We start from the raw sequence: 23,190 nt of genomic DNA, 5'->3' as shown, positions 1-23,190 counted from the left end.
TTCGGTGGGGGCGCCGCTCAGTGGCCGCCACCGGCGGCGTGCTCCCGGCGGTCGAGGTCGGCCTGCATCTGGGCGAGCCACTCCCGGCCCTTTCCGCGCCCGTCGAGGAGTTGGTCGTCGCGGTCCCAACGCCAGGAGACCATGAGGGCGAGGCTGAGGATCCGGCAGTCGGCGAGCAGCCCGGAGTCGGCGCCTGGGTAGTGCGCGGCGACGTCCTCCGGAGCATGCGCGAGGTCGAACTCGACGGGTCCGCGGCAGGCGGTCTCCAGGTCGATGAAGAGCGGTCCGTCCGCGGTGGCGAGCAGGTTGCCGGGGTGCGGTTCGCCGTGCAGGAGCTGTTGCCGCGTGCCGCGGTCCAGGATCGCGCGGCTGATTCCGTGGAGGGTGTCGGTCAGCAGGGCGCGTTCCGCGGCGCCGAGGTCCGGGCTGACGGCGGGATCCTCGACCACCCGGAGGGCGTCGGCGACGCGGTCGGTGAAGTGCGGTGCGGCGAAGTTGATGCGGCGCAGGCCGGCGTGCAGCCGGGCCAGGGCGTCGGCGTAGGCGGCGGGCGGGTGGTTCTCGGGTGCGGCGGTGGGCTCGTAGTAGGTCCAGAGGGTGACGGCGAAGCCGTCGCGGACATGGACGCGGGGCTCGGCCCTCGGATCGAGACCCGCCACCGGGCTGCCGGTCCCGGCGAGGCGCCGGGCGATCTCGACCTCGAAGTCGAGGCGGTGCGCGAGGGGCGCGACCCGGGCGAGCACGCCGCTGGGCCGCAGCCGGACGGCGATCCGGTTCGAGTTGTGCAGCACAGCGGCGTCGTCGGCGCCCAGACCGTACTCGGCGGCCGTGTCGACGGCCGCGGCCACCGCCCGCGGGATCTCGGTGTCCTTCACGTGTTCGGTGCCTCTCCCTGCTGGAGTTGATGTGTGCGGCGCAGGCCCTTGGCCCGGCCGGGCGTCTGATGCGTCGTGACCAGGTCAGCGCGGCCGGGCATAGCGGACCCCGAGGCCGTAGTCGTCCTGTGCCGTCAGGGGCCGGTCAAGGAGAGCGCTCACGTCCGGATCGCCCCGAAGCAGCGCCGTGCTGCAGCCGTCGCCGCTGAGTCGGCAGCCGGCCGCGGAGAGGGTGGACGTGAGCGCGTCGGCCTGATCGGGAGGGCGCGCAGCAGTGGGAAGGGGGCGAAGCGGCGGGCGTCGTCGGTGGCGACGCGGTCGCGGGTTCGTCCGGTGGGCGGCCAACGTTGCGTCAGCACCCGCGTGCGGTCGACTGCTCCTGGAGAAGTGCGAGGGTCCGCCGGTCATGTCCGTATGCAATACCACCCGGTCGGTTCCGCGCATTCGGTTTATTGCCGGTGTCGGCGGAGGGCCTGGGTGTCAATCCCCTGGGAACGTAATGAGCCTCCCCTCATCCTACGGCGTGCGTTCCGGAGAGTAAGGGGAGTGGACACCATGCGCACCGGGAGTTGCCGGAAGCCGCACGGAGTAGTTGGTGTCAGCGGGCCGCGAGTGCCGCGTAGGCGGTGGAGCGGCCGATTTTGAGAGTGCGGGCAGCCTCGGTGACTGAGATACCGTCGTCGACCGGGCGGCGTAGTGTGGCCAGTTCGGCGGGGCTGATAGTGCGCGGCTGGCCGGTCGTCTTCTTGCCGGGCAGCATGGCACTGGTGGCTTCCCGGCGCTTGGCGGCGGCGATTCCCTCGGCCTGGCGCTCGGCGCGCAGCTCCAGCTCGTACTCCGCAGCGGCGGCCAGGACCGCGAACATGAACCGGCCCTCCTTGGTACCCAAATCAAAGTTCTCCGTCAGCGACACCACCGTGATGCCGCGGTCGCGCAGCTGGTTGACCGTGGTCAGCACGTGCCCCGTCGAGCGGCCCCACCAGTCGGACTTCCAGAACTTCAGCGTGTCGTCCGCCCTGGGCAGCGCCAGGAGCGCCTCCCATGCCGGCCGCGCGACCCCGCGCTTGCCCGACTCCCTTTCCATGACCAGTTCGTCGTAGCCGCTGGCCGCCAGAGCTACGCCGTCCGATCGATCGACGCCACCCGAACCCCCAGGAACCACCACTAACTGATCGTTTCAGAATGAGATGAGCCCGGGTTTTGCGGTTTGCGATCTCGGTCGGCGAGGGTGCCCTACGTGCGTGCGCCGGCAGGGGACATATCGGTCGACGCCGCCTGGCGACCTGGCTAGGGTCGCGGGCGTGAGGATCAAGTTGAACGATGCCGCCTGCAGGCTCCTTGACGATGCGAATCCCGCGGTGCTGGCCACCGTGAACCCCGACGGCAGCCCGCAGACCTCAGTGGTCTGGGTCGCCCGGGACGGCGGCGACCTGCTGATCTCTTCGGCAGCTGGCCGCCGCAAGGTCACCAACATGGAGCGCGACGCGCGGGTCAGCCTGACGGTCTACGACCGGGCCAACCCGCTGCGATACCTGGAGGTACGCGGTACCGCGACGGTGGCCGAGGATCTGGGCCGGAAGCTGGCCGTCGCACTGGCCGAGCAGTACGAGGGGCCGGGCGCGGGTGAGGAGTACCTGGAACTGCCGCCGGAGGTGGTGCGGGTGGTCGTCAGGGTCACCCCGCAGCGGCTGGTCGGCACCTTCGCCGACTGACTGATCGTTTCAGAGCGAGTTGAGCCCGCGCTCTTGTGCCTGGCGATGTTGATCGGGAGGCTGTGTGGGTGAGTGCTGATCTTGTTCCGGACGACCTGTGGGAGCGCGTGGCTCCGCTGCTGCCGCCCGTTCCCGAGCGCCGTCGTCGCCACCCGGGACGTCTGCGTATTCCGGACCGGGCGGCGCTCACTGGCGTGATGTACGTGCTGCGGACCGGTGTTGCCTGGCGCAATGTGCCCGCGGAGACCGTGGGCTGCTCCGGAGTCACGGCCTGGCGCCGGCTGCGGGACTGGACCGAAGCCGGCGTCTGGCCCCGCCTGCACGCCGCTATGCTGGCCGAGCTACGGCAGACGGACCTTCTTGACCTGGATGACTGCGCTGTCGACGGCTCACATGTCCGGGCCCTCAAAGGGGGGATCATGTCGGCCCTTCGCCCGTCGACCGGGCCCGGCTCGGTTCCAAGCACCATGTGATCGTCGATCGGCACGGAACCCCGCTGGCCGTCGCTCTCACCGGAGGCAATCGCCACGACGTCACCCAGCTGCTGCCGCTGCTGGACGCCGTCCCACCGATCCGGGGCCTGCGGGGGCGCCCCCCGTCGTAAGCCCCGGCGCCTGTACGCCGACCGGGGCTACGACTTCGACAAATACCGCCGCCTGCTGTGGAAGCGCGGCATCAAACCCGTGATCGCCCGACGCGGAACCGCCCATGGATCCGGGCTTGGCAAGGTGCGCTGGGTGGTTGAACGCGCGTTCGCCTGGCTTCACCAGTTCAAACGACTACGCATCCGCTACGAGCGCCGGGCCGACCTCCATCAGGGCCTGCTCGAACTGGCCTGCAGCATTATCTGCCTCCGCCGCCTCAGAACTTCATTCTGAAACGATCAGTTATGCCACCTGGTGGATCCGCCAAGCCCTCACTCGCGCGCTGGCCGATCAGGCACGCACCATCCGGATTCCGGTCCACATGGTCGAGGTGATCAACAAGGTCGCCCGGGTGCAGCGGCAGCTACTGGCCGATCTGGGGCGCGAGCCCACGCCGGAGGAACTGGCCGCCGAGATGGACATGACCCCGCACCGGCTCACCGAGGTGCAAAAATACGCACGCGAGCCGATCTCCCTGCACACCCCGCTCGGCGCTGAGAACGGCAATGAGCTGGGCAATCTGATCGAGGACAGCGATGCCCTCACGCCCGACGACGCCGTGGGATCGATCCTGCTGCAAGATCAACTGCGTCAAGTACTGGGAAGCCTGTCGGAACGGGAGGCGGGGGTGATGATGCTGCGATACGGGTTGGCCGACGGCTGGCCCAAGACCCTGGACGAGATCGGCGGGGTCTACGGGGTGACCCGTGAGCGCATCCGGCAGATCGAGATCAAGACCATGGGCAAACTCCGCCAGCCGTCCCGGGCCCAGCTCTTGCGCGGCTATTTGGACTGACTATCTCGGGGTGAGCGCGCCGTGGTGGTGCGCCGGTGCGGTTGCGAGCGCCGGTTCTTCACCTCGCCGGGTGAAAGCGACGGCTAGATCGGCTGGCTTCGTCCAGCGGCTGTGACTCGTAGATGGGCCGTCGCTGCCCACTCGGCCGTCACGACGGCAGGGCGTTGAGGAAGCCAACGCCCTGCCTGCAGTGAGGCAGGGCGCGATTCAGGCCGCGTTCTATGAGAACCCGCCGCCGCCCCCTGACGGGAGAAAGAGGGCCGTGGCGAGCGAGGCCCCTCACTTTAGGGATGCGGCCAGCCCAGCCTGGGAATGATCGCTTACCAGTTGATAACGATCAAAGGCTGCTCATCGTGGCGGCCGCCAGGCGGCAGCAGCCTGAATGCCGGGAGCATCGGCGAGTGCCGCCTGTGAAAACCGTCGCGCTCAACGAACCTCCGGCCAATCAGCTGATGCCCGCCACGGCGATGGGGATGCTGCATGGAGCCGATCCGCCTTGCCGGACCAGCTCAAAAACCCGGCTGCTTCATCGTGGCTTCGGCCAAGGTCGCGTCCGCAGACGCGGATGTCTCTCCTGCCTCCTCGCGGCACCTACGCCTGAACCGGGGAGTGCAAGGAGTGCACACGTCCTGCTTGCCGTAAGGGCCCCGTCGTGCGACAGCCGGTCCAACCGGCGTCGCTGCGACACGCCTGTACCCGCAGCCGGGTACGACGCAGGAGCCGGCCCCTACTGCGTGGCCCGCTGGTTGTTATGGTGCCATCTGGACCATCTGCTCGAAGACGGCCCGCCCCTGATGGCATCATGCACCCATGACGGTCTCCGCAACGGCCAGGTTTCCCGGCGGTGCCACCGCGATCCGGCGCGACACCTTCGACGGCGGAGTGTGGACCGCCTCACCGCACCGGGTCCTCCACGACAGCGGCCACGAGCTCGCCCTGGCCTACTGGCCCGGCATCCAGAGCCTCGCTCCGACCACCTGGATCGACTGGCTGCAGACCGGCGACACCACGGCGCGCGATGCCGCGATCACCAGCCTCGCTGCCCGGCGATGGGATCTGGGCCGCTGGACGTGGCGCGAGACCACCTGGCTCAGCATCCTCACCCCCGAGTCCTTCTTCAGCGTCAACCTGTTCTTCACCAGCGGGCACCGCCTGGACCGCTGGTATGTCAACTTTCAGCGCCCCTACACGCGTACCCCCATCGGCGTGGACACCTTCGACCTGTTCATCGATCTCGTCGTGGCGCCGGACCTGTCGTCCTACGTCTGGAAGGACGAGGAGGAGTACCGGCACGGCCGGCGCCTGGGAATCGTCGACGACGGCACCCACCAGCATGTCCAGCGGGCACGCGAAGAGGCGGTCGCGATGATCGAGGGACGCCAGGGTGCGTTCGGGGCGCCCTGGGCCGGCTGGCGGGCCGACGACTCCTGGCCGGTTCCGGTCCTGCCCGTCGACGTGATGACCGTCCCCGCGGGGCTCTGACGGCCGGCCGGTCGGTGGCCGATGTCATGGCGGCCAGGTCTCCTGCGGCTGCCCGACGGCCGGGATGAAGTCGGCGGAGGTGGTGGTAGTGACCGCAGTATGCCCGTGTGCGACATACCGTGATCGGCACAGGTTTCGCCCCGGGAAAGGTGCCGCCGCTGTGACGACCACCATCGATGACGACGTGCTGATCCTGTCCGACCACGACGAAGAGGACCGCGCCTCCAATGCCGCGGCGACCGCCGCCAGCTCCGATCTGGTCAAGGACTACCTCCGGCGGATCGGCAAGGTCGCGCTGCTGTCGGCCGAGCAGGAGGTCGAGCTCGCCCGGCGCATCGAGGCCGGGCTGTTCGCCGCCGAGTCCCTCGGCACCGACGCCAAGGCGCCGTCCGCGGATGTGCGGGCGGAGCTGAAATGGCTGGCCGAAGACGGCATGCGCGCCAAGAATCACCTGCTGGAGGCCAACCTCCGGCTGCACGCCGCGTTCGCTGAGCGCGGTGCTGCCCACTCCCCCATGCGTCGTGGTCGGCGTCTGCGCGCCCTCCGGTCGACGCCTTTGGCTGCTTGCCTGGTTGCGGCGCTATCGGTGGGCGCGCATTCCACGGCATAATCACCAGCCGGTCACCGGCCGCTGTGCCCGGGGCACCGAGCCGTGCCCATCATGAAGATGCTTGCAGGAGTAGTTCGCTGAACGAGGCCATCAGCCCCACCCCGATCCACACTGCGGCCTGCGGTGAGATCGCCGCTTCGGCGGCCCGGCACTGGTGCGGGCGCCCAGGCTGCGCGGTGGCCTGCTCGGCCGTTACCTGCGAGATCTGTTTTCCCCCTTCGCCGCAGACCACCTGGCCGGTTCGGTGAGCACGCGCGGGTCACCTCCTGGCGGGTGACCTGCGGATCGAGGTCGGCGTTCGGAGGGTCTTTCGAACGGGTGATCGGAAATCAGGTGATGGGCCGGTAGGCTCGCCATGTGCGTGACCTGGGTCCTCTTCCGCTGCCGCCGCTGGTGATCTATCGCAGCGCGGTGGTGCTGTGGTGCGGTAAGCGGGCCTCGCCGGACGGGCCACCGGTGGTCGACGTCGCCTGGGTGCACAACAACGACAGCGGCGAGCCGCTCGGTGAACCCGTCCTGGCCGGCGCGCAGGTGCTGATCGGCGACATCGACATGATCGACGGCCAGAACTACGACGTTTTCCGTGGCGCCTGCGGCCGCATGCTGACTGCGCCGCCGCTGGTGACGTATGAGGGGGCGTCGCTGTTTTTGAGTGCCTGGTGGCAGAGCGGCCCGCGGATGTGGTGGGCTGACCTCCTGCGGATCGTCGATGACCCGGCTTTGTCGCCGCGGCGGCCGCGGGTCGTCGGCCGCCGTGTTCCGGCGGCGGAGGTTCAGCGGCTGGACGGCCAGGACTACCGGCCGGTGCCGCGCCTGCGGGCATCTGAGTGATGAGCCGCTCATCTGCGGTGCGGCCGGTGCTTGGCGCGGGCTGAAAGTGGCGGGTTGGATCGAGTTGCCGGCGCGTTTCAGTCTCCGATCCGACAAGGCCGGCCCGGAGAAGCTCCGGCGCTCCCCTGCGCGGTAGGAAATGAGCGCGCTCCGCTTGCGGGTGCGGGCGCGTCGAACAGCCCATCGACGTGACCGCCGGCGCATACTGATCGAACATGTATTCGATGCGGGATGCCTCCCGGCCCGCTCCTGAAAGGCGGGACCAGTGCCGGGGAGCGAGTTCGCCCATCTGCACGTCGCCAGCGGGTTCTCCCTGCTGTACGGGGCCTCGCAGCCGCACGCGTTGGTCGCCCGCGCCGGCGAGTTGGGCATGAGCATGCTGGCGTTGACCGACCGCGACAGCCTGGCCGGCACGGTCCGCTTCGCCCAGGCATGCGCGGGCGCGGGAGTGCGGCCGCTGCTCGGCGCCAACCTGGCCGTCGCCGTCGACGGTCCGCCGTCCGGGCAGCGGCGGGGCACGCCCCCGGGCGATGCCGCCGGCCGGTGCCGGGCGACGTTCCTGGTGCGGGACACCTCGGGGTGGAGCGCGTTGTGCCGGATGGTCTCGGCGGCGCACGCCGCCGACCGCGACGAGCCGTTCCTGAGCCGTCAGATGCTGGCCGCCCACGCCGGCCGGGGCGGGTTGCTGGTGCTGCTGGGCCCGGACTCCGACGTCGGCGGCGCGATCATCGACCGCGACGCCGAGACGGCGCTCAGGCGGCTGCACGCCTGGCAGGACAGCGTCGGCCGGGACGCCGTCCGGGTGGAGGTCGTCTGCCACCTGTCCCCCGCTCCTGGGCCGGGCTCGCTCGTCCTGGCCGGGCGCATGCTGGCTTTTTCCACCCAGCAGCGAGCCGTGCCGGTGCTGACCAACGCGGTGCGCTACGCCGAGCGATCCGCAGCCCGGGTGGGAGACGTGCTGGCGGCCTGCCGTCGCCGCCTGCCGGTCAGCCGCGCCCGTCATGCCAACGCCGAGGCCTACCTCAAATCCCCTGCCGAGATGACGCGGATGGCCGAGCAGATCACCGCGGCCGCCGGCCTGGCCCCGGCGGCCGCCGGGCATCTGCTGGCGTGCACCCTGGCCGCCGCCCGGGCATGCACGCTGGATCCGGTCACCGATCTGGGGATCGGCGAGCGGCGGGTGCATTTTCCCGAGCCGCACCTGCTCGGCGTCCTCAGCACCGATCCCGCCGTCGACGGCGGCGTCGACGGGGTGTTGCGCGTTCGCTGCGAGGCCGGCCTGAACGCGCGGACACTGGGCACGGATCGGGCGGCGCTGCGACGGCTGCAAGACGAGCTGGCCGTGATCGCGCAGCTGGGGTACGCGCCGTATTTCCTGACGATCGCCGAGATCGTCGGCATGATCCGCGCGATGGGGGTGCGGGTGGCCGCCCGCGGGTCGGCTGCGGGCAGCCTGGTCGCCTACGCCCTCGGCATCTCCGGGGTGGATCCGCTCCGGCACGATCTGCTGATGGAGCGGTTTTTGTCGGTGCGGCGCCGCTCGCTACCCGACGTCGACCTGGATGTGGAATCGACGCGCCGTCTGGAGGTGTATCGGGCGATCCTCGGCCGCTACGGGCCCGAGCGAGTCGCCGCGGTGGCGGCGCCCGCCACCTACCGGGTGCGCAGCGCCATCCGCGACGCCGGCGCCGCGCTCGGCGTGGACCCGGGTGAGATCGACGCCCTGGCCACGGCCTTCCCGCACATCCGGGCCCGGGACGCGCGCCGGGCGATGGCCGAGCTGCCGCAGCTGGCCGCGCGCGGCATCCGCCCCGGCCGGCTGCGGCTGTTGTGGGACCTGGTGGAGGCCCTGGACGGCCTGCCCCGCCAGCAAGGGATGCATCCGTGCGGGATCATCGTCTCCGACGCCACCTTGCTGGATCGCAGCCCCGTCCAGTCCGTGCCGACCGGTGCGGGCGGCGGCCTGATGATGAGCCAGTTCGACAAGGACGACGTCGAAGCGCTCGGACTGCTCAAGCTCGACGTGCTGGGGGTACGGATGCAGTCGGCGATCGCCCACGCGGTGGCCGAGATTGATCGGGTGGAAGGCCACAGCGTCGCCATCGACGACCCTGCCCAGGTACCGCTGGACGATCCGGCCGCCTTCGAACTGATCCGCTCGGCCGAGACGGTGGGCTGCTTTCAGATCGAGTCGCCCGGCCAGCGCGATCTGCTGAGCCGCCTGCAGTCCGGGCACTTCGGTGACCTCATCATCGGCATCTCGCTGTTTCGCCCCGGCCCGGTCGCGGCCGACATGATCACGCCGTTTCTCGCCGTCCGGCACGGCCACCGCCAGGTCGGCTATCCGCATGCGGATCTGGCCCCGGTGCTGGCCGAAACCTGCGGCGTGGTCGTCTTCCATGAGCAGGTGATCCGCATCATCGCCATCATGACCGGCTGCGAGCTCGGTGACGCCGACGAAGTTCGCCGTGCTCTGGCCGACACCAGCGAAGCGGAGCGGATGGGCGCCTGGTTCACCGGCGCGGCGGCCGCCCGCGGCTACGACCCCACGGTCGTCGAGCATGTCTGGCGGACTCTGGCCGGCTTCGGCTCATTCGGTTTCGCCAAAGCCCACGCGGCCGCCTTCGCCCTGCCCACCCTGCAGTCGGCCTGGCTGAAAGCCCACCATCCGGCCGCCTTCTACGCCGCGGTGCTCACCCATGATCCGGGCATGTATCCCAAGCGGCTGCTGCTGGCCGACGTCCGCCGCCGCGGCGTCACGATCTTGCCGCTGGATGTCAACCACAGCGCCGGCCCGTATCGGGTTGAACCCCTCCCCCGCGGTTGGGCGGCGATCATGTTCGCGATCGACACGACCACTCGTGTTGCGTTTCCTGCCGTGATGTGTGACAGGAATCACTTCTGCCCATCCTTCAACGGGGTGGGAGGCCGAGTTTGGTTATCTCATCGAGAAGGCTGTTGAGCAGCGGGACCCGGCGTTCGGTGTGATCGTTGATCGCAATGAGAGCCACGCTCAGATCCAGGTCGGGTACTCGGACGTGTAGGGCACGCAGACCTATCCAGCCTCCTCCGTGCCGATAGACGCGGTGCCCGGCGTGTGACCGGACTCCGATGCCCCAGGCGTAGTCGATCGGTGTTCCGTCATCGAGGCGTCCTGGGGTCTGCATGAGCCCCGAGATGCCGAGTTCGTCGGCGTTGAGCGCCTGGCCCCAGCGCAGCAGATCGCTGAGGGTTGTCCATACCCCTCCGTCCCCCAGGGACAGCGGGGCGGGATGAAGACGGGCAAGCGGCGCGGCACCCGCGGGCATGGGGTCAGGTCCGGGCCAGTAGCGGGTGTCGGCCATCTCCAGCGGACCGAAGAGGTGGCGCCGGGCGAAGTCGGGCAGCGGCATGTCCGCCGCTCGTTCCACCACCGCGGCTAGGCAGACGTATCCGGCGTTGGAATAAACGTGTTCGGTGCCCGGCTGGCGGTCCAGGGCCGGGAACTGGGTGAGTGCTCGGATGATGCCTGGGGTGGTCCGATCGGCGTCGCCGGCGATGATGGCATCGATCTCGGAGTCGGCGGGAAGGGCCGCTGTGTGATGGGCAAGGTGCCGGAGTCGGACGGTGCCGGCCCATGCCGGCAGCTGGGGCAGCCAGCGTGACAGGGGCGATTCCATGTCCAGCGCGCCATGTTGGGCAAGCAGCGCCGCGCAGGCCGCGGTCATCTGCTTCGACAGAGACGCCGCGTAGGTAAGCGTCGCGGCGGTCATCGACCCACCGGTGGATGTCAGCCCCTGGGCCAGGAGGATGGGTGGCGCGCCGCGTTGCTGCATCCCGACCACGATCGATTCGTCACTGCGGTAGCCGGCTTCGGAGATAAGGGCTGTCATGCGCTGGTGCAGTTGGGACACGACATGATCCTTCCAGTGCCTAGTAGTGCTTTGTTAGGTCAGCCTGTTATGGCTGGTCGGGTTGGCCGGGTGGTGGTTCGATCCGGTCGTGACCCCCAAACAACTCCTTCACATCCGTCAGCGGCTGGAGATGTTCGCTACTGAGGTGTTCACCCCGTTGCCCCGCTCCGACCAACGGGTCAAGGGCCTGACCTACCTGCGGGGACTGCTTTTGGACGGTCGCCGCAAGTCGATGCAGCCGATGGCCGAGCGCCTCGGCGTGGATCACCAGGGACTGCAGCAGTTCGTCACCTCCTCCACCTGGGACTTCCGTGCGGTACGGCAGCGCCTGGCCGTCCGCGCGGTCGAGGTGATCATCCCGCGCGCGTGGGTGATCGACGACACCGGCTTCCCCAAGGACGGCAGCGCCTCACCGTGTGTGGCCCGGCAGTACTGCGGCACGCTGGGCAAGGTCGGCAACTGCCAGATCGGCGTGAGTGTGCATGCCGTCACCGATACGCTCTCCTGTCCGCTGAACTGGCGTTTGTATCTGCCCGCGTCCTGGGATGCGGGCCAAGCGGCCGATCCGCACAGCGCTGAGCGGGTCGGCTTGCGCCGCGCCCGCTGCGTCATCCCCGACAGCGAGCGGCATCGTCCCAAATGGCAGATGGCCGTGGAGATGCTCGACGAACTCGCGGGGTGGGGCCTGGCGCCGCCGGTGGTGGTGGCCGATGCCGGATACGGCGACAACGCGCACCTGCGCACCGCCCTGGAGATGCGCGGCCTGGCCTATGTGGTGCAGGTCAAAGGCGCGGTCACCGCCCATGGCGTGTGCGCCCAGCCCGAGACGATCACCTACTCGGGGTTGGGGCCGCATCCCCAGCCGCGTTATCGCAGTAAGCCGGTCAGCCTGCGTGAGCACGTGTTGGCCGCGGGCCGTGCCGCAGCGGTGACGCTGACCTGGCGGGCCGGCTCCAAAGGATCACTGACCTCGCAGTTTGTGATCGTGGCGGTCCGGGTGGCCAGCCGCAGGCCCCGTCTGGCCGATGACGGTTCGCTGCCGGTCAGTCAGGTGATCGCGCAATGGCCCGACGGCGCGGTCGAGCCGGTCAAGTACTGGCTGTCCAACCTGCCCGCCGACACGCCGGCGGCGCAGTTGGTCACCTTGGTCAAGATCCGCTGGCGGATCGAGCACGACTACCGCGAACTGAAGACCGGCCTGGGTTTGGACCACTTCGAAGGCCGCTCCTGGACTGGGTGGCATCGGCACGTCACCTTGGTCAGCGCCGCGCACTTGTTCTGCACCGAGCTGCGCTTGAGCAGCCCAAAAGCGGTCGGGGCGGCCTGACGCTCTACCGGGTCCTCAAAGAGCTGCAGGCGCTGCTGGCAGCCTGGACAGGCCGATGCCCGACCTGTCACCAACGGCCGCCCTAGCCACTTAACAAAGCACTACTAGCCGCCCTAGCCACTTAACAAAGCACTACTAGGGGATGTCGCTGACGCGTGCGCGCCACAGGTCGTCTTGAGTGCCTGTCTTGCACCAGAGCCGAGCGACCCCGTCCTGGCCGAGCTCGTTGAGCGGGACGAGGAAGTCCGTGGAGAGCGTCCTGGCAAACTCCGCTGCGTCGCCGATGGTCCGGGACGTCCTGCCGTCGGTGCCCAGTCGGCGCAGCGTGCGTGACAGCAGGAGCAGGGTATGCCCGGCGACCGGTCGGGCGGCCATGAGCGTGGTGACATACGCCGACTCGGCGGAGGTGGACAGTTCCCGGCATCGGGCGGCGAAGTCGGCGGTCTCGCGCGGTAGCAGCCGAAAGTCATAGGAGGCGATCGATCCGCCGGGGTGATGGTGGAAGCGCCAGGTGTCCGGGTCGAGCCGCTCCAGCCGGTACGTCAGATCCCCCTGGGGGTGCGGCCCCTCGCGCAGCGGCAGCGGCTCGACGAAGCCGTCCCCGATGCCCGCGTCGGCCAGCCAGCGGCGACCGTCGAGGTCGACCAGCAGCGCGTTGTGGTTGCCCCACATCGCCTCGCCCCGGGCCGCGCGCAAGACACCGGCCTCCACCATCGTCACCTGGAAGCCGGCCAGGCGTAGCAGCATGGCCAGGCCGGCGTTCTGCTCGTAGCAGTAGCCGCCGCGTCGCCGCCGCACGAGTTTGTCGAACAGCGCGTCCGGTTCGAGACTGATCGGCCTGCCGAGCTGGATGTCGAGGTTCTCGTATGGCACGGCCTGCCGCCAGGCCCGGTGCAGGGCGAACAGCGTCTCCAGGTCGGCGGCCACGGGCCCGCGGTGCCCGATCCTGTGGAGTATCGGGTCGATGGTCATCTCTGCCTCCATAAGTGAAAGAAGATCCACCACTTATTTAGCATAAATGAGGGATACCCACCCGTATACTGCTGGAGTGAACAACGAGAGCCCTGGCCGCAAGCTCCGAGCCGACGCCAGGCTCAACCGCGAACAGATCATCGAGGCCGCCCGCGCCCTCATCGCCGAGCGCGGCGCCGAGGTGCCAATGGAGGAGGTGGCCCGCCGCGCCGGCGTCGGGACCGCCACTCTCTACCGCCGCTTTCCCGACCGCGAGGCGCTGGTGCGCGAGGTCGCGCTGGACGGCTTCCACCGCGTGGTCGCCATCGTGCGCGACGCCGAGGACGAGGAGTCAGACGCCTGGCGGGCGCTGTCGCGCTTCATCCGCCGGGCCGCCGCCGAGCTGCGGCTGGCCACCTGGTTGTCGATCTGGTTCACCAGCACCTGGGAACAAGTCCGCGACGACCCCGAGGAACGGCGGCTGCGCCAGATCCTGCTGAAGATCCTCGGTCGGCTCGTCCGCCGCGCCCAAGCCGACGGTGACCTGCGCCACGATGTGGACGCCGGCGACCTGACGCTGATGATGGCCCTGCTGCTGCGGCCGATCCCTGGCCTGCGTGCCGAGCTCACCCAGCGCAGCGTGGACCGCTACCTGACACTCATGCTCGACGGCCTACGTGCCCACCCGGACATCCAGCAACTGCCCGACAGCGACATCGGCCTGGCCGACCTCGGCGGCGATTGATGGTCACCTTCACCATGGTCAGCCCTGATCCATCCAGGTCAGCGCGTCCCGCCGAACTCATCGGACATCGGAGGCACAAGGGCTCCCTCATACTGCGCAGCAGCTCGATAGCTCCATCGCAAGTACTCGGGCGCTGTCAAAACCCAGCAACACACCCTGACGCCAACAGACGCCGCTGCCGTGGCTGGCCTACAAACGCTGTCGGGAGTCACCTACAAAACCAGGCTTGCCGTGGCGCAGCAGGGCCAGCACGTGGGATTCGCCGGTGGCGGCCGGTCGTCCCCGCAGGGCTGCCGCTGGCGGACAGGGTCACCTGCTGGGCCGTGCCGGGCGACAGCTTGATCTGGACGGTGGTGGATCCACCGGGGCTGACCCTGGCCGAGGGCGGGTCGACCGTGATCCCGCTGAGAGAGGGGGAGGGACCGGAAGGGCTGGTAGGACTGGGAGTAGCGGAAGGAGTGGGAGCGGGCATCGAGCAGGTCGGCTCGCCGGCCTGGACGGGGACGCGGATGGCGGTCCACGCGGCCCTGGTCGCGTTCATCTCGGGGCAGCCATAGAGGTTTTTGGCGGCCTGCATGGTGGCCACACGTGCCCTGGCGTATGACCAGCCAAGGGACTTGCGCTGGATCCCCAGATAGAAGATCCGGGCGGCTTTCTGGATGCCGATGCCGACCAGCGTGGACGGGCCGGCGCAGACCGGGCTGGCGGGTTTGCCCGGCGGGTTGGTGCCCTCGGCGAGCAGGTAGAACCAGTGGTCCTGCGGTCCCCCGCCGGGGGGCGGCAGGAGAGAGCCGTAGCAGTTCGACTGCCCCGTCAGCGAGGGGTTGTACATGTGGATGAGCGGTCCCGTGCCCACCGTGTTCACCTCCTCGCCGATCAGATAGTCGGGCTCATCCAGGGCGAGGGGGTGGTTGACGTAGTGCTCGGTCAGGGTGCCGAAGATGTCGGCGGCCGACCTGTTGAGATCCAGCGCCTCCGCGCCGTTCCCGTCATCGGAACCGGACATTTCATAGACGGCGAGGCCGTACTGATAGCCGACCACGTCGAGTGAGGTGAGCTGCTTGGTGTGGGCGCTGTTGTGGCCGAAGACGGTGCGGGTGCCGTCCCAGTAGGCGTTGACGTTGTTCAGGCCGACGGACGCCGGGTAGGAGCGGCCGGCTCCGTCGACGCCGTTGCGTCCCAGCCAGTTGCGCAGCATGTCCCAGTGTTTCTGCGCGGCGAACATGACGTCGACGCAGGCGGTCTCCAGGCTGGTGCCGGTTCCGTCGCCCCAGGTGTCGCTCGTCTTGGTGAAGACAGGGCCGTTGAGACGGCCGCAGCTCAGAGCAGGGCGGGTGGGGTCGTTCAGGGAGTACAGGCTCCCGGAGTTCGTGGTCTGGATGGTTACCGGGTTGCCGTTGAAGTGACTGTTACCTGAGCCCAGGAGCGCCTGGCCGGAGGAGAGGCTCCCGTCCGTGCCCGCACTGTGTGCCGTGGCGAGCCGGGACACCGTGCTCGTGGTCTCCGCGCCGCTCGCCGGCGCCGTCGCGCCCATGGCGACGACCATCATGAGAGCGAACGCTCCCAGCGTGGTTTTGGGGTTCATACGCGATGACTCCTTGTCCGCAAGCGCAAGGAGCCGTGGCCGGCCAGGGCTGCCCTAACGGTGACATCGACTCGAGGGGCGGACAACCCTGCAAATCCCCATATTTCGGACGTATGGCGTGTATAGCGCTCTCGACGGGCGCACGGGCCGGGGCCGGAAAACGTGTGCCGGCCGCCGGGAGGGGTCCTCGTAGTTTCGGCCGTGAATCCAACGAAGTAGGGCCTGACCTGCGTGTACAGGAAGATGATTCAGCTTTGGCCGTCTGGCCTACTGTGAAGAAACCGGGGTGCTGGGACTATTTCCGCAGGATTGAACGTTAAGACCGACCGGCGCGTTCTGAGCTGTGGGAAGTCGGCATCCAAGCCTCGGAAAAGCCCTCTCGATCGGCGTCTTCGGAGACTACTGACCCCACGCTGACCAGCAGCGGAAGGCTTAACGTTCAATTCCAGCCGGATAGTCCCAAGACCCCGAACCAGTCCCGGATCAGCTCCAGATGATTGGCGTCGTTGCGAATGGTGCTGTCGGTCAGCCCTGCTGAGGGGCGGTCTAGGACGAACCCTGCCAGGACGTCGATCTCGAAGGCGACGAGATCTTCTTCGCTGCCTGGGGCCCGGTGCTCGCGTAGGTCTCGTACGATTCCCAGCGCCAACCCACACCTCCCGACTTCACCGCCACCGCCACTCCATCACTCCGGTGACAATAGCTTCACCCAGAGTGAAGCTACGTCGGTCCGCGGTGATCGATCTGGCAAATGGGAGAAGACGCAGTTCGCAGGCAGTGCGCGTGCAGGGTGAGGAGGATTCAGCGCCTTCAACTCAAGAACTGTTGCTTACCCGTGTAGGGATGCCGACGAAGGTGTCCCCGAGCGCCCAAAAGTTGGTCTTCCGGGATAGGCGCACGCCACGAACGGGTTCCCGGCTCACGGGAATGGGTCTTCTCGCAAGTCTCAACACTGCCCGGTCTGTGAGGAAACCACGGAACGCCTTTGCTGGTATGGGAGATCGTCAGTCTCAGCTCATACAGTGATGAACATGTCGAATGGTCGTGGCGGTGTTGGCCTCTGGAGCAGAGAGCTCGCCACACTCTCTGAGCTTCTGCTGCAGGCGGGTAATCAACGCGCGGCGCGGCTGTTGTCGCTGGTGCAAGATGCGGAGTCGGCCGTCTCGAACCCCTTCGACCAGACGGAGACCGTGGTACTGCGAGTGCGTCCGATCTCCCTGAATCTGTTCCAGCCCGCTGACTTACAGGCCATCGCCACCGAAATGGACAAGATGAAGGTCTTTGGCGGTAGTCCTCGCCATGGGGTGACGGTCGCCGCGATGCTGGCCGACCCCTTCGCCAAAGCTGAACTGGGCGGCACCGGAACCTTGACCATTCAGCTTCGTGATGCGATCGCCGACGCGCTTCATCCGGTGAGATCGTACGACCTGCCGAAGGTCTGCCGCGCGTTCGGGCTTGATGACGGCGATGACGACGAAGCGCACAACAGCAAGCGCGCGTACGTGCGGAGCCGCATCTCGCATACACACAGGACCGTGAAAGCCTTAAATAACCGCCAAAACAATCTCCATGGATCAAGGCTCGAAACGTTCTATGGAGAATTTCGAGTAGGGGAAGGCAACAGCTTCTGGGTGCTCATCGAACCTTAAGATTGACCAGATGAACCCATTCTGGATAAGGGGTGAGGAGTGATACGATGGCACTTCTCGCCCCTTACCATCTCGACACGCATCATGCAGAACCTGGATATCCTCTATGAATGCCTTGCCTGTCGAAAATCAACAGCTTCTCCTGCTCGAACATGGAATCCATGGCTTCTTTATGGCCCAGTGGGTCAGTATCGAAGACATCAACGAGGTAGCCCAGCGACTGCAAGTCGTAATAGAGGCGACAGTCGCGTGCAACTTTCAGACTGCCGTAAGGTCGTACGGTTCTAAGTCCGGGGAACCGCAGCAGGCTTGGATCACCCGCCTTGCTCCTGGCTGGTCTCTAGTTCTATATCTCAACGGCTTGATGTCATCTTCGGATGCGCTTAGTCTCGGCGGCCAGCGCGTTTTCGACGTCTCATATATCCGCGGCATCGACGAAATCGAAGAACTATTCTACACCCACGACGGGATATGTACCGGAACCATCTACGATGAGGAAGAATACCGAATTTACTGGGAGGATCTGGCATACGATATTACGTCGGAAGAAGGACAGTTGGAGGAGTATCTATGCATCTTGGGAAGAGTTGCTGGGCGATTCCTCGACCATGACTTTTTCACCTCGCAAGGGCTGCTGGTTCAACTTCCCCAGGACTGATTCAATTCAATGAGGTGATCTCAGCGACTTTCAAATGAGTCAGCCATACTCGAAATGGGTAAGGACGAGTGCGGCGCGGGTGATGCTGCCGATGACCCCGATCATCAACACACCGCTCTTCCGGACATGACGAAGCCCCGGCCGCTCGACCTGGGCTTCGTGCGTTGGGGTTACGCCCGGGTGTTGATGCTGAGCCACACCTCGGCGAGGAACTTGTCCTTGTCCCAGCGCCGGTAGGGCAGTTGAACGCCTGCAGGAAGATCGCCGTGCTTGGTCGGTATACCTTGATTCTTTGCCGTAGCCATTCGTAGCCCACGTGGAGGTCCTCGGCGATGGCCTTCAACGTGGTGTCCGCCGTCAGCGCCGCGCTGCGGTCGCGTCACCAAGTGAGGGGGTCTTCTCCCGAACGCGGCCCCAGCCGCCAGTAGCGCTGTGGGCGGCGGCACCGGCGGGGGCGGCGAGGACGGCCAGGGCGAGGGCAGGGTGAAGACGGCGGCGGTGCGCCGCATCGAGGTGGGCATGGATCACAGCTATCAGAGATAGTCGCTCTACGTGCTGGATCTACAACTTAGAGTGCCTGGGGTGCCGTGGCCGCGGCATGGCCCCCGAGGAGAGGGCCATGCCGCGGCCACGGCGCGGTAGCACGATCTTTAGTATTTCCACTGCTACCGCGGTCCCGTTAACCCCGACATTCGCGCGACGCCAGGCCACCGGGCCGACCACGATCCGACACCGTCACCTCTCTCGGCGCGCCGCACGGTTCGGCGCGCCTTGAGCGCGTCGGCGAAACATCCGCCCAGGCCGGACCGCATCAAGGTCAGCCGGTGCTCCCGGGAGCGGGTACGGCGTGCTCGGCGGCCCGGCTGACCTCCTCCCAGCCCGCCCACTCCTTCATCCGCCGACGCGAGATGTCAAAGGCCAGGTCGTACACCATGCTCCCGAGCAGCAACCGCAGCGGCGGCTCCGGGCTGTCGACCAGCTTCAGCATCGCCTCGGCGGCCAGCCTCGGATCGCTGTCGATCGACCCCTCGGCCCACTGCTTGGCCAGCTCGCCACGGAGCGGGTCGTACGGCTCCGCCGGAGCGGTCGAGGTCATGCTGGTGTACAGATCGGTCCAGTAGCCGCCCGGCTGGACGATGGTGACCTTCACCCCGAAGGCCGCCGCCTCCATCGCCAGCGCCTCACTCATGCCCTCCAGCGCGAATTTGCTCGCGCTGTACAACCCCGTGCTCGGGAAGCCTCCCAGGCCGCCGATGCTGGAAATCTGGACGATGTGCCCGGCCCCCTGCTCGCGCATCCGTCCCAGGGCCGCCTGGCTGACCCACAGCGCGCCGAAGAAGTTGACCTCCAGCTGGGCGCGGGCTTCGGCCTCGGTGAACTCCTCCACCATGCCCGAGGACATGGTCCCGGCGTTGTTCACCACGATGTCGAGGCGCCCGAAGCGCTCGACCGCGGTGGATACCGCGGCGAACACGGCGTCCCGGTCGGTCACGTCGACGGCCAAGGGCAGCACGCGGTCGCCGTGGGCGTCGTGGAAGTCGCCGCGCACGACGCTTCGGGAGACGGCGACGACCTGGTCACCGCGCTCCAGCGCGGCATCGGCGTAGGCGCGGCCCAGACCGCGGCTGGCACCGGTGATGAGCCAGGTGGTTTGCATATGCGGATACTCCTGAACTAGTAGGAGACAAGACGAACCGCCTTGTCCTGCATGAGGGAAGGGAAACCCGGCTGGCTGTCAGCCGGAGGTCACCAGCGGCAGCGCGATCGAGGTGCCGGCCAGGTCGACGGTGACCCTGGCCCCGGTGGCGGTTTCGCCCTCGCCGAGGACGGCCTGGTCCAGGTCGGCGTTGGTTCCGGTCAGCACCAGACCCAGCCGGTGCCCCGCCTTGAACTCGTAGTCCTGCGGCAGCATCTCCCAGGTGATCTGGTACGGCCGGCCCGGGGCCAAAGGTGCCGGACGGCTCAGCGACCTGCGGTTCTGCGCGTCGATGATGCCGCGGGAGACCACCTGGAAGCCGGAGGTGATCGTGTTGTCCCCGGCCCTGAGGTAACAGCCGTCGTCGTCGGCCGTGCCCTCGCCGACGCAGTCGTGTCCGTCGATGAGCTTGAGGCCTTGCCCCTGGGCGGGGTCGACGCCGTGGATGCGGGTGTCGGTGCCGTAGTCGACGAGCAGGACGCCCAGGTTGGCGGCGGGCTTGTCGAGCTTGACCTTGAGGCTCACCTCCGGCGTCCCGGACAACCGCACCGCCTTCTTCAGCGGCGGTGTCAGGTAGGCCAGCCGGTTCGGGTTGACGGTGGCGGGGCTCTCGGCCATCGCGAGTTCGGCCTGCTTGGTGTCGAGGAAGCTACCCGTGCCCTTGGAGGGGCTGCGGACCAGCGAGCCGTCCTGCCGCGGCCTCAGGGTCACCGTACGCGCCTGTGCCGGCCAGTCGGTCTGGGTGATCCAGTGGTCCGGGCCGAGCTGCACGTCGGCGCGCGGCTGGCGCATGATGTCGTTGGCCACGCCCATCAGCTCATGGTCGAACCACTTGTGCAGGGTGTCGACCCACGCGTCGCGCCGCGCCCAGAACGGGTCCAGGTGACCATACTGCGTGACCCACACCTTGCGCTCGACGCGGCGGGGCAGCACGGCCCACCACTTGGAGAACTGGTTGCCCATCACGTTGCGGTCGTGCATGCCCACCATCGGGAAGACGCTGGCGCGCACGTTGCGTGCGCTCGAGATCGGCCCGTCCCGGTAGTCGAGCTCGTCCCAGTAGGCGTTGTAGTCGCCGGTGGCGTCGTCCGAGCCGGCGGTCATCCGCTGGTGCACCGCCGCGCACTTCTCGGGCGGATCGGCGTCGACCCGCTTGGCCAGCCACGCCTGCCCGCCCTTGAAGTCCGTGAGGGTGCCGTTCGCTCGCCACATGTCGTACCAACTGCTCGGCGCGGCGAGCGGCACGATCGTTTCCAGCCCGGCCACCCCGGTGCCCGCCACCCCGATGGCCAACGCGCCCTCGTAGGAGTGACCGATCATGCCGGTGCGGCCAGTGGTCCATGTGGCCTTCACCGGGTCGCCGTTGTCGTCGTAGGCGGGTGCGCGGTCGTTCAGCCAGTCGATGACCGCTTTGCCGCCCAGCACGTCGGACGGGCCGCCTCCGGTCGGGCAGCCTTCCGACAGCCGGGTGCCGACCATGTCGACCGAAACGAACGCGTAGCCGCGGGGCACGAAGTAGTTGTCATAGAACAGCGGAAACTTCGTCGGATTGCCGTTCGCGTCGTATTTTTTGTGATCCAGTTGGAAGCCGACGCCGGGGTTGTCGAAGTACGGGCTCTGGTGCATGATCACTGGGACCTTGAGCCCGGAGCCGGACCCCTTCGGCCGGATGATGTCCACCCGGACCAGGTCTTTCTTGCCGTCGCCGTCACTGTCGAGCGGCGACTGCACCTGGACGTGCTCGCGGATGGCGTCGGTGTAGGAGAAGACGGGCTGGGTGACTCCGCCGGAGACTTCGATCTTCGGTCCGGCGGAGGCGGCGGGAGCCCCTGCGACCGCGGTCACGGCCGCGAGAGGGAGTGCGGCGAGCGGGGCTCGCCATGGATGAACAGCCATGGGCGTCCTTGGTTGTTGTTCGTAGTCGGCCGACTGTGGTCGCGCCGACCGGCGCGTCAGACGGCGTCGAGAGCTGCGGTGATCTTGCGGGTCATCCCGGCCGCGGTCGGGCTGGGCTCGCCCCGGTGGGAGCGGGCCGCGGCGTCGACGGCGACCAGGACGGTGTGGCGGAAGTCTCCGGCCGCGGCCGGGTCCTGCTGGGTGAGCAGGGTCATGGAGGCGGTCAGGGCGGGCAGCACGTGGTCGGCCATCGCGGCCACCGTCTTGCCCTCCAGGTGGACGCCCGGCTTCTTCTCGGCGAGCACGTGCCCGACCGGCCCGGTCGCGCTGTACAGGGCCAGCGAGCCGGCGGTGGCGGCCTTGTGCGGCGAGCCGGCGGCGTCGGCGGACGCCAGCAGCGTGACGGCGCCGTAGGCGGCGGTGCGGAGGGTGAGCTTGTCCTGGGTGGTGAGGGTGAGGGACATGGTGGTGAGCTCCTGGGGATCAGTTGCGAAGTTCGGTAGGTTGACGATCGTTGGCCGCCCTGATGCGGTACCGTCGCCGCTCTGACGCGGCCGCTGACATCATCCGGCGCGCCTGTCAGTGCGCGGTGTGATGGGGACGGGCCGTTGCTCGGCCGCAGCAGCGGCGTGTGCTCCCGGCAGAGCCGGTGGGGTGGATCAGGCGCCGCTCGGCGGGATCCATTCGGTCAGCTCGACGACGATGCCGTTGGGGTCGGTCAGGCGCATCAGCCGCTCGCCCCACGGGCTGCGCCACAGCCGCGTGGTGACGGGCGCGCCCTCGGCGCTCAGGCGCGTGGACTCCTTGACCAGGTCGGTGACCGCGAACGCCACCACCGGCTGGGCGATCCGCTCGGGCGGCCGTTCGAGATCGCGCTGGTGCAGCATGATGTCGACGGCCGCGTCATCGCGGTTCAGCCAGACGAGATCCAGCGTGTCGAGCATCTCGCGGAACCCGAGGTGAGTGGTGAAGAAGTGGCGGGACCTCGGCAGATCGTCGATGGTGAAGACGACTTTTGAGCCGATAATGTTCATGAATCTGCTCGTATATGGTTGTATGCCACGTTTTCCCTCCCATGTGCTGATTCGTCCTGGATCAAGACTGCCGGTACGGCTCGCCGCCGGCAATGCGGGATCCCGCAACGCCGCGTTAACCACAGGCTTAACGGGGTTTCCGTAGCAAACGGCGGAAATCCAACTGATCTACGTCTGACCTGCGACTTCTCGGCTTTCACGCTTCTTATTGATCATCTCCGCTACGGTTCGTCACGACCTAGGTGATCTGTAGCGCTTGGAGTGGTCGATCTGGATGAGGTTTCTGCCGGATAAGCAGTTGGAGCGACTTCGGTCGTTCCAAGACATCGGGCGTGAGGGGTTGATCAAGCACTCACGCTGACGTCGCGCGAGCACGCGCTCTTGGATGCGCCGCGTTGGGGACCGGGAGCACGCTTGGGGCTGACCGTACAACTGCGCTGATCGACATCATCCAGGAGGCGATCCTGCGCGCCGGCTGCCTGGTCGAGGCGGCCGTGGGCACCGGCGCCGGCCACATGAGTGCCCAGGTGCTCGCCCGGCCCCCCCTGCCAGTGATCAAGTCAGCTTCTCGGCCGTAAACGACCGAGCTTGCAGCTCCTCGCCGTCGGTGGCTTCGACGGTTTGGTCCGCGTCAGGCAGCGTGACTCACTGCCCAGCTTGTGACACCGCGTGCGGCGATGTTACGAGCTGCGTTGACGTCGGCGTGCTCAGCGAAGCCGCACGACGTACAGAGAAAGGTTTCCTGGTCGGGCCGGTTCTTCTTGTCCACGTGCCCGCAGGCCGAGCAGCCTCGCGAGGTGTAGGCC

The 23,190-nt window shown here is 67.8% G+C and carries 20 protein-coding genes and 2 pseudogenes; 11 read left to right on the top strand and 11 right to left on the bottom strand.

The window, feature by feature from the left end; all coding sequences use genetic code 11:
- Positions 1-17: 17 nt before the first annotated feature.
- Together CA984_RS09960 and CA984_RS09955 are read right to left on the bottom strand one after the other, a co-directional pair.
- Positions 18-875: a phosphotransferase gene (locus CA984_RS09960; protein WP_086570516.1), complete on the bottom strand. Its 858-nt coding sequence runs from the start codon at positions 873-875 to the stop codon at positions 18-20.
- A gap of 598 nt (positions 876-1,473) precedes the next feature.
- The gene (locus CA984_RS09955; protein ID WP_133061598.1) at positions 1,474-2,040 is read right to left on the bottom strand and encodes a recombinase family protein; all 567 of its coding nucleotides are present in this window, start codon (positions 2,038-2,040) and stop codon (positions 1,474-1,476) included.
- 136 nt (positions 2,041-2,176) lie between these two features.
- Between CA984_RS09955 and CA984_RS09950 the strand changes: the two genes are divergently transcribed.
- The 7 genes and pseudogenes from CA984_RS09950 (at position 2,177) to dnaE (ending at position 9,912) form a co-directional block, all read left to right on the top strand.
- On the top strand, positions 2,177-2,587 hold the full coding sequence (locus CA984_RS09950) for a PPOX class F420-dependent oxidoreductase (RefSeq protein WP_043652228.1): 411 nt from the start codon (positions 2,177-2,179) through the stop codon (positions 2,585-2,587).
- 68 nt (positions 2,588-2,655) lie between these two features.
- Positions 2,656-3,465: pseudogene (locus CA984_RS44540) on the top strand (IS5 family transposase).
- Positions 3,466-3,472: 7 nt separating this feature from the next.
- A pseudogene (locus tag CA984_RS44535) lies at positions 3,473-4,027 on the top strand (sigma-70 family RNA polymerase sigma factor); the annotation flags it as partial.
- 810 nt (positions 4,028-4,837) lie between these two features.
- The gene (locus tag CA984_RS09930) at positions 4,838-5,509 is read left to right on the top strand and encodes a ribonuclease FAU-1 family protein (RefSeq protein WP_086570504.1); all 672 of its coding nucleotides are present in this window, start codon (positions 4,838-4,840) and stop codon (positions 5,507-5,509) included.
- A gap of 160 nt (positions 5,510-5,669) precedes the next feature.
- Positions 5,670-6,119: a sigma-70 factor domain-containing protein gene (locus CA984_RS09925; protein WP_242675844.1), complete on the top strand. Its 450-nt coding sequence runs from the start codon at positions 5,670-5,672 to the stop codon at positions 6,117-6,119.
- Positions 6,120-6,476: 357 nt separating this feature from the next.
- Positions 6,477-6,950: a hypothetical protein gene (locus CA984_RS09920; protein ID WP_086570502.1), complete on the top strand. Its 474-nt coding sequence runs from the start codon at positions 6,477-6,479 to the stop codon at positions 6,948-6,950.
- A gap of 265 nt (positions 6,951-7,215) precedes the next feature.
- Positions 7,216-9,912 carry a DNA polymerase III subunit alpha gene (gene dnaE, locus CA984_RS09915; protein ID WP_242675843.1) on the top strand — a complete coding sequence of 899 codons (2,697 nt, stop codon included), beginning with the start codon at positions 7,216-7,218 and terminating at the stop codon, positions 9,910-9,912.
- Here the strand turns inward: dnaE and CA984_RS09910 are convergent.
- Positions 9,863-10,843, bottom strand: coding sequence for a serine hydrolase domain-containing protein (locus tag CA984_RS09910; protein WP_086570499.1), 981 nt, complete (start codon positions 10,841-10,843; stop codon positions 9,863-9,865). The two genes, dnaE and CA984_RS09910, sit on opposite strands and share 50 nt — an antisense overlap.
- Before the next feature lie 130 nt (positions 10,844-10,973).
- Between CA984_RS09910 and CA984_RS09905 the strand changes: the two genes are divergently transcribed.
- Entirely contained in the window at positions 10,974-12,170 is a 1,197-nt protein-coding gene (locus CA984_RS09905; protein WP_108724548.1) for an IS701 family transposase, read from the top strand.
- Positions 12,171-12,305: 135 nt separating this feature from the next.
- On the opposite strand, the gene CA984_RS09900 is transcribed toward CA984_RS09905, so the two are convergent.
- Positions 12,306-13,142 carry an arylamine N-acetyltransferase family protein gene (locus tag CA984_RS09900; RefSeq protein ID WP_086570497.1) on the bottom strand — a complete coding sequence of 279 codons (837 nt, stop codon included), beginning with the start codon at positions 13,140-13,142 and terminating at the stop codon, positions 12,306-12,308.
- Positions 13,143-13,218: 76 nt separating this feature from the next.
- On the opposite strand from CA984_RS09900, the gene CA984_RS09895 reads away from it, so the two are divergent.
- Entirely contained in the window at positions 13,219-13,866 is a 648-nt protein-coding gene (locus CA984_RS09895) for a TetR/AcrR family transcriptional regulator (protein ID WP_165781186.1), read from the top strand.
- Positions 13,867-14,074: 208 nt separating this feature from the next.
- Here CA984_RS09895 and CA984_RS09890 read toward each other — a convergent pair whose 3' ends face one another.
- Complete coding sequence (locus CA984_RS09890) at positions 14,075-15,451, bottom strand: M4 family metallopeptidase (RefSeq protein ID WP_086570493.1); 1,377 nt, start codon at positions 15,449-15,451, stop codon at positions 14,075-14,077.
- 439 nt (positions 15,452-15,890) lie between these two features.
- Positions 15,891-16,100: a hypothetical protein gene (locus CA984_RS09885; protein WP_207620804.1), complete on the bottom strand. Its 210-nt coding sequence runs from the start codon at positions 16,098-16,100 to the stop codon at positions 15,891-15,893.
- 382 nt (positions 16,101-16,482) lie between these two features.
- Between CA984_RS09885 and CA984_RS09880 the strand changes: the two genes are divergently transcribed.
- Positions 16,483-17,100: a hypothetical protein gene (locus CA984_RS09880; RefSeq protein WP_086570491.1), complete on the top strand. Its 618-nt coding sequence runs from the start codon at positions 16,483-16,485 to the stop codon at positions 17,098-17,100.
- A gap of 106 nt (positions 17,101-17,206) precedes the next feature.
- Positions 17,207-17,758, top strand: a complete 552-nt coding sequence (locus CA984_RS09875; protein ID WP_086570489.1) for a hypothetical protein — start codon at positions 17,207-17,209, stop codon at positions 17,756-17,758.
- A gap of 817 nt (positions 17,759-18,575) precedes the next feature.
- Here the strand turns inward: CA984_RS09875 and CA984_RS09865 are convergent.
- The 5 genes from CA984_RS09865 to CA984_RS09840 all read right to left on the bottom strand — a co-directional run.
- A complete protein-coding gene (locus tag CA984_RS09865; protein ID WP_086570485.1) occupies positions 18,576-19,415 on the bottom strand; it encodes an SDR family oxidoreductase in 840 nt (279 codons plus the stop codon).
- Positions 19,416-19,493: 78 nt separating this feature from the next.
- Complete coding sequence (locus tag CA984_RS09860) at positions 19,494-21,350, bottom strand: CocE/NonD family hydrolase (protein WP_086570483.1); 1,857 nt, start codon at positions 21,348-21,350, stop codon at positions 19,494-19,496.
- A gap of 56 nt (positions 21,351-21,406) precedes the next feature.
- Positions 21,407-21,814 carry a hypothetical protein gene (locus tag CA984_RS09855; protein ID WP_086570481.1) on the bottom strand — a complete coding sequence of 136 codons (408 nt, stop codon included), beginning with the start codon at positions 21,812-21,814 and terminating at the stop codon, positions 21,407-21,409.
- Between the two features lie 195 nt (positions 21,815-22,009).
- Complete coding sequence (locus tag CA984_RS09850; RefSeq protein ID WP_086570478.1) at positions 22,010-22,384, bottom strand: VOC family protein; 375 nt, start codon at positions 22,382-22,384, stop codon at positions 22,010-22,012.
- A gap of 631 nt (positions 22,385-23,015) precedes the next feature.
- The coding region (locus tag CA984_RS09840) for a zinc ribbon domain-containing protein (RefSeq protein WP_165781185.1) at positions 23,016-23,190 on the bottom strand (175 nt) is incomplete at its 5' end.

The organism is Streptosporangium minutum (genome assembly GCF_002149035.1).
GTDB classification, from domain to species: Bacteria; Actinomycetota; Actinomycetes; order Streptosporangiales; family Streptosporangiaceae; genus Streptosporangium; species Streptosporangium minutum.
The sequence above is the reverse complement of the archived record's forward strand: the minus strand, read 5'-3'. Positions and strand labels throughout refer to the sequence as shown.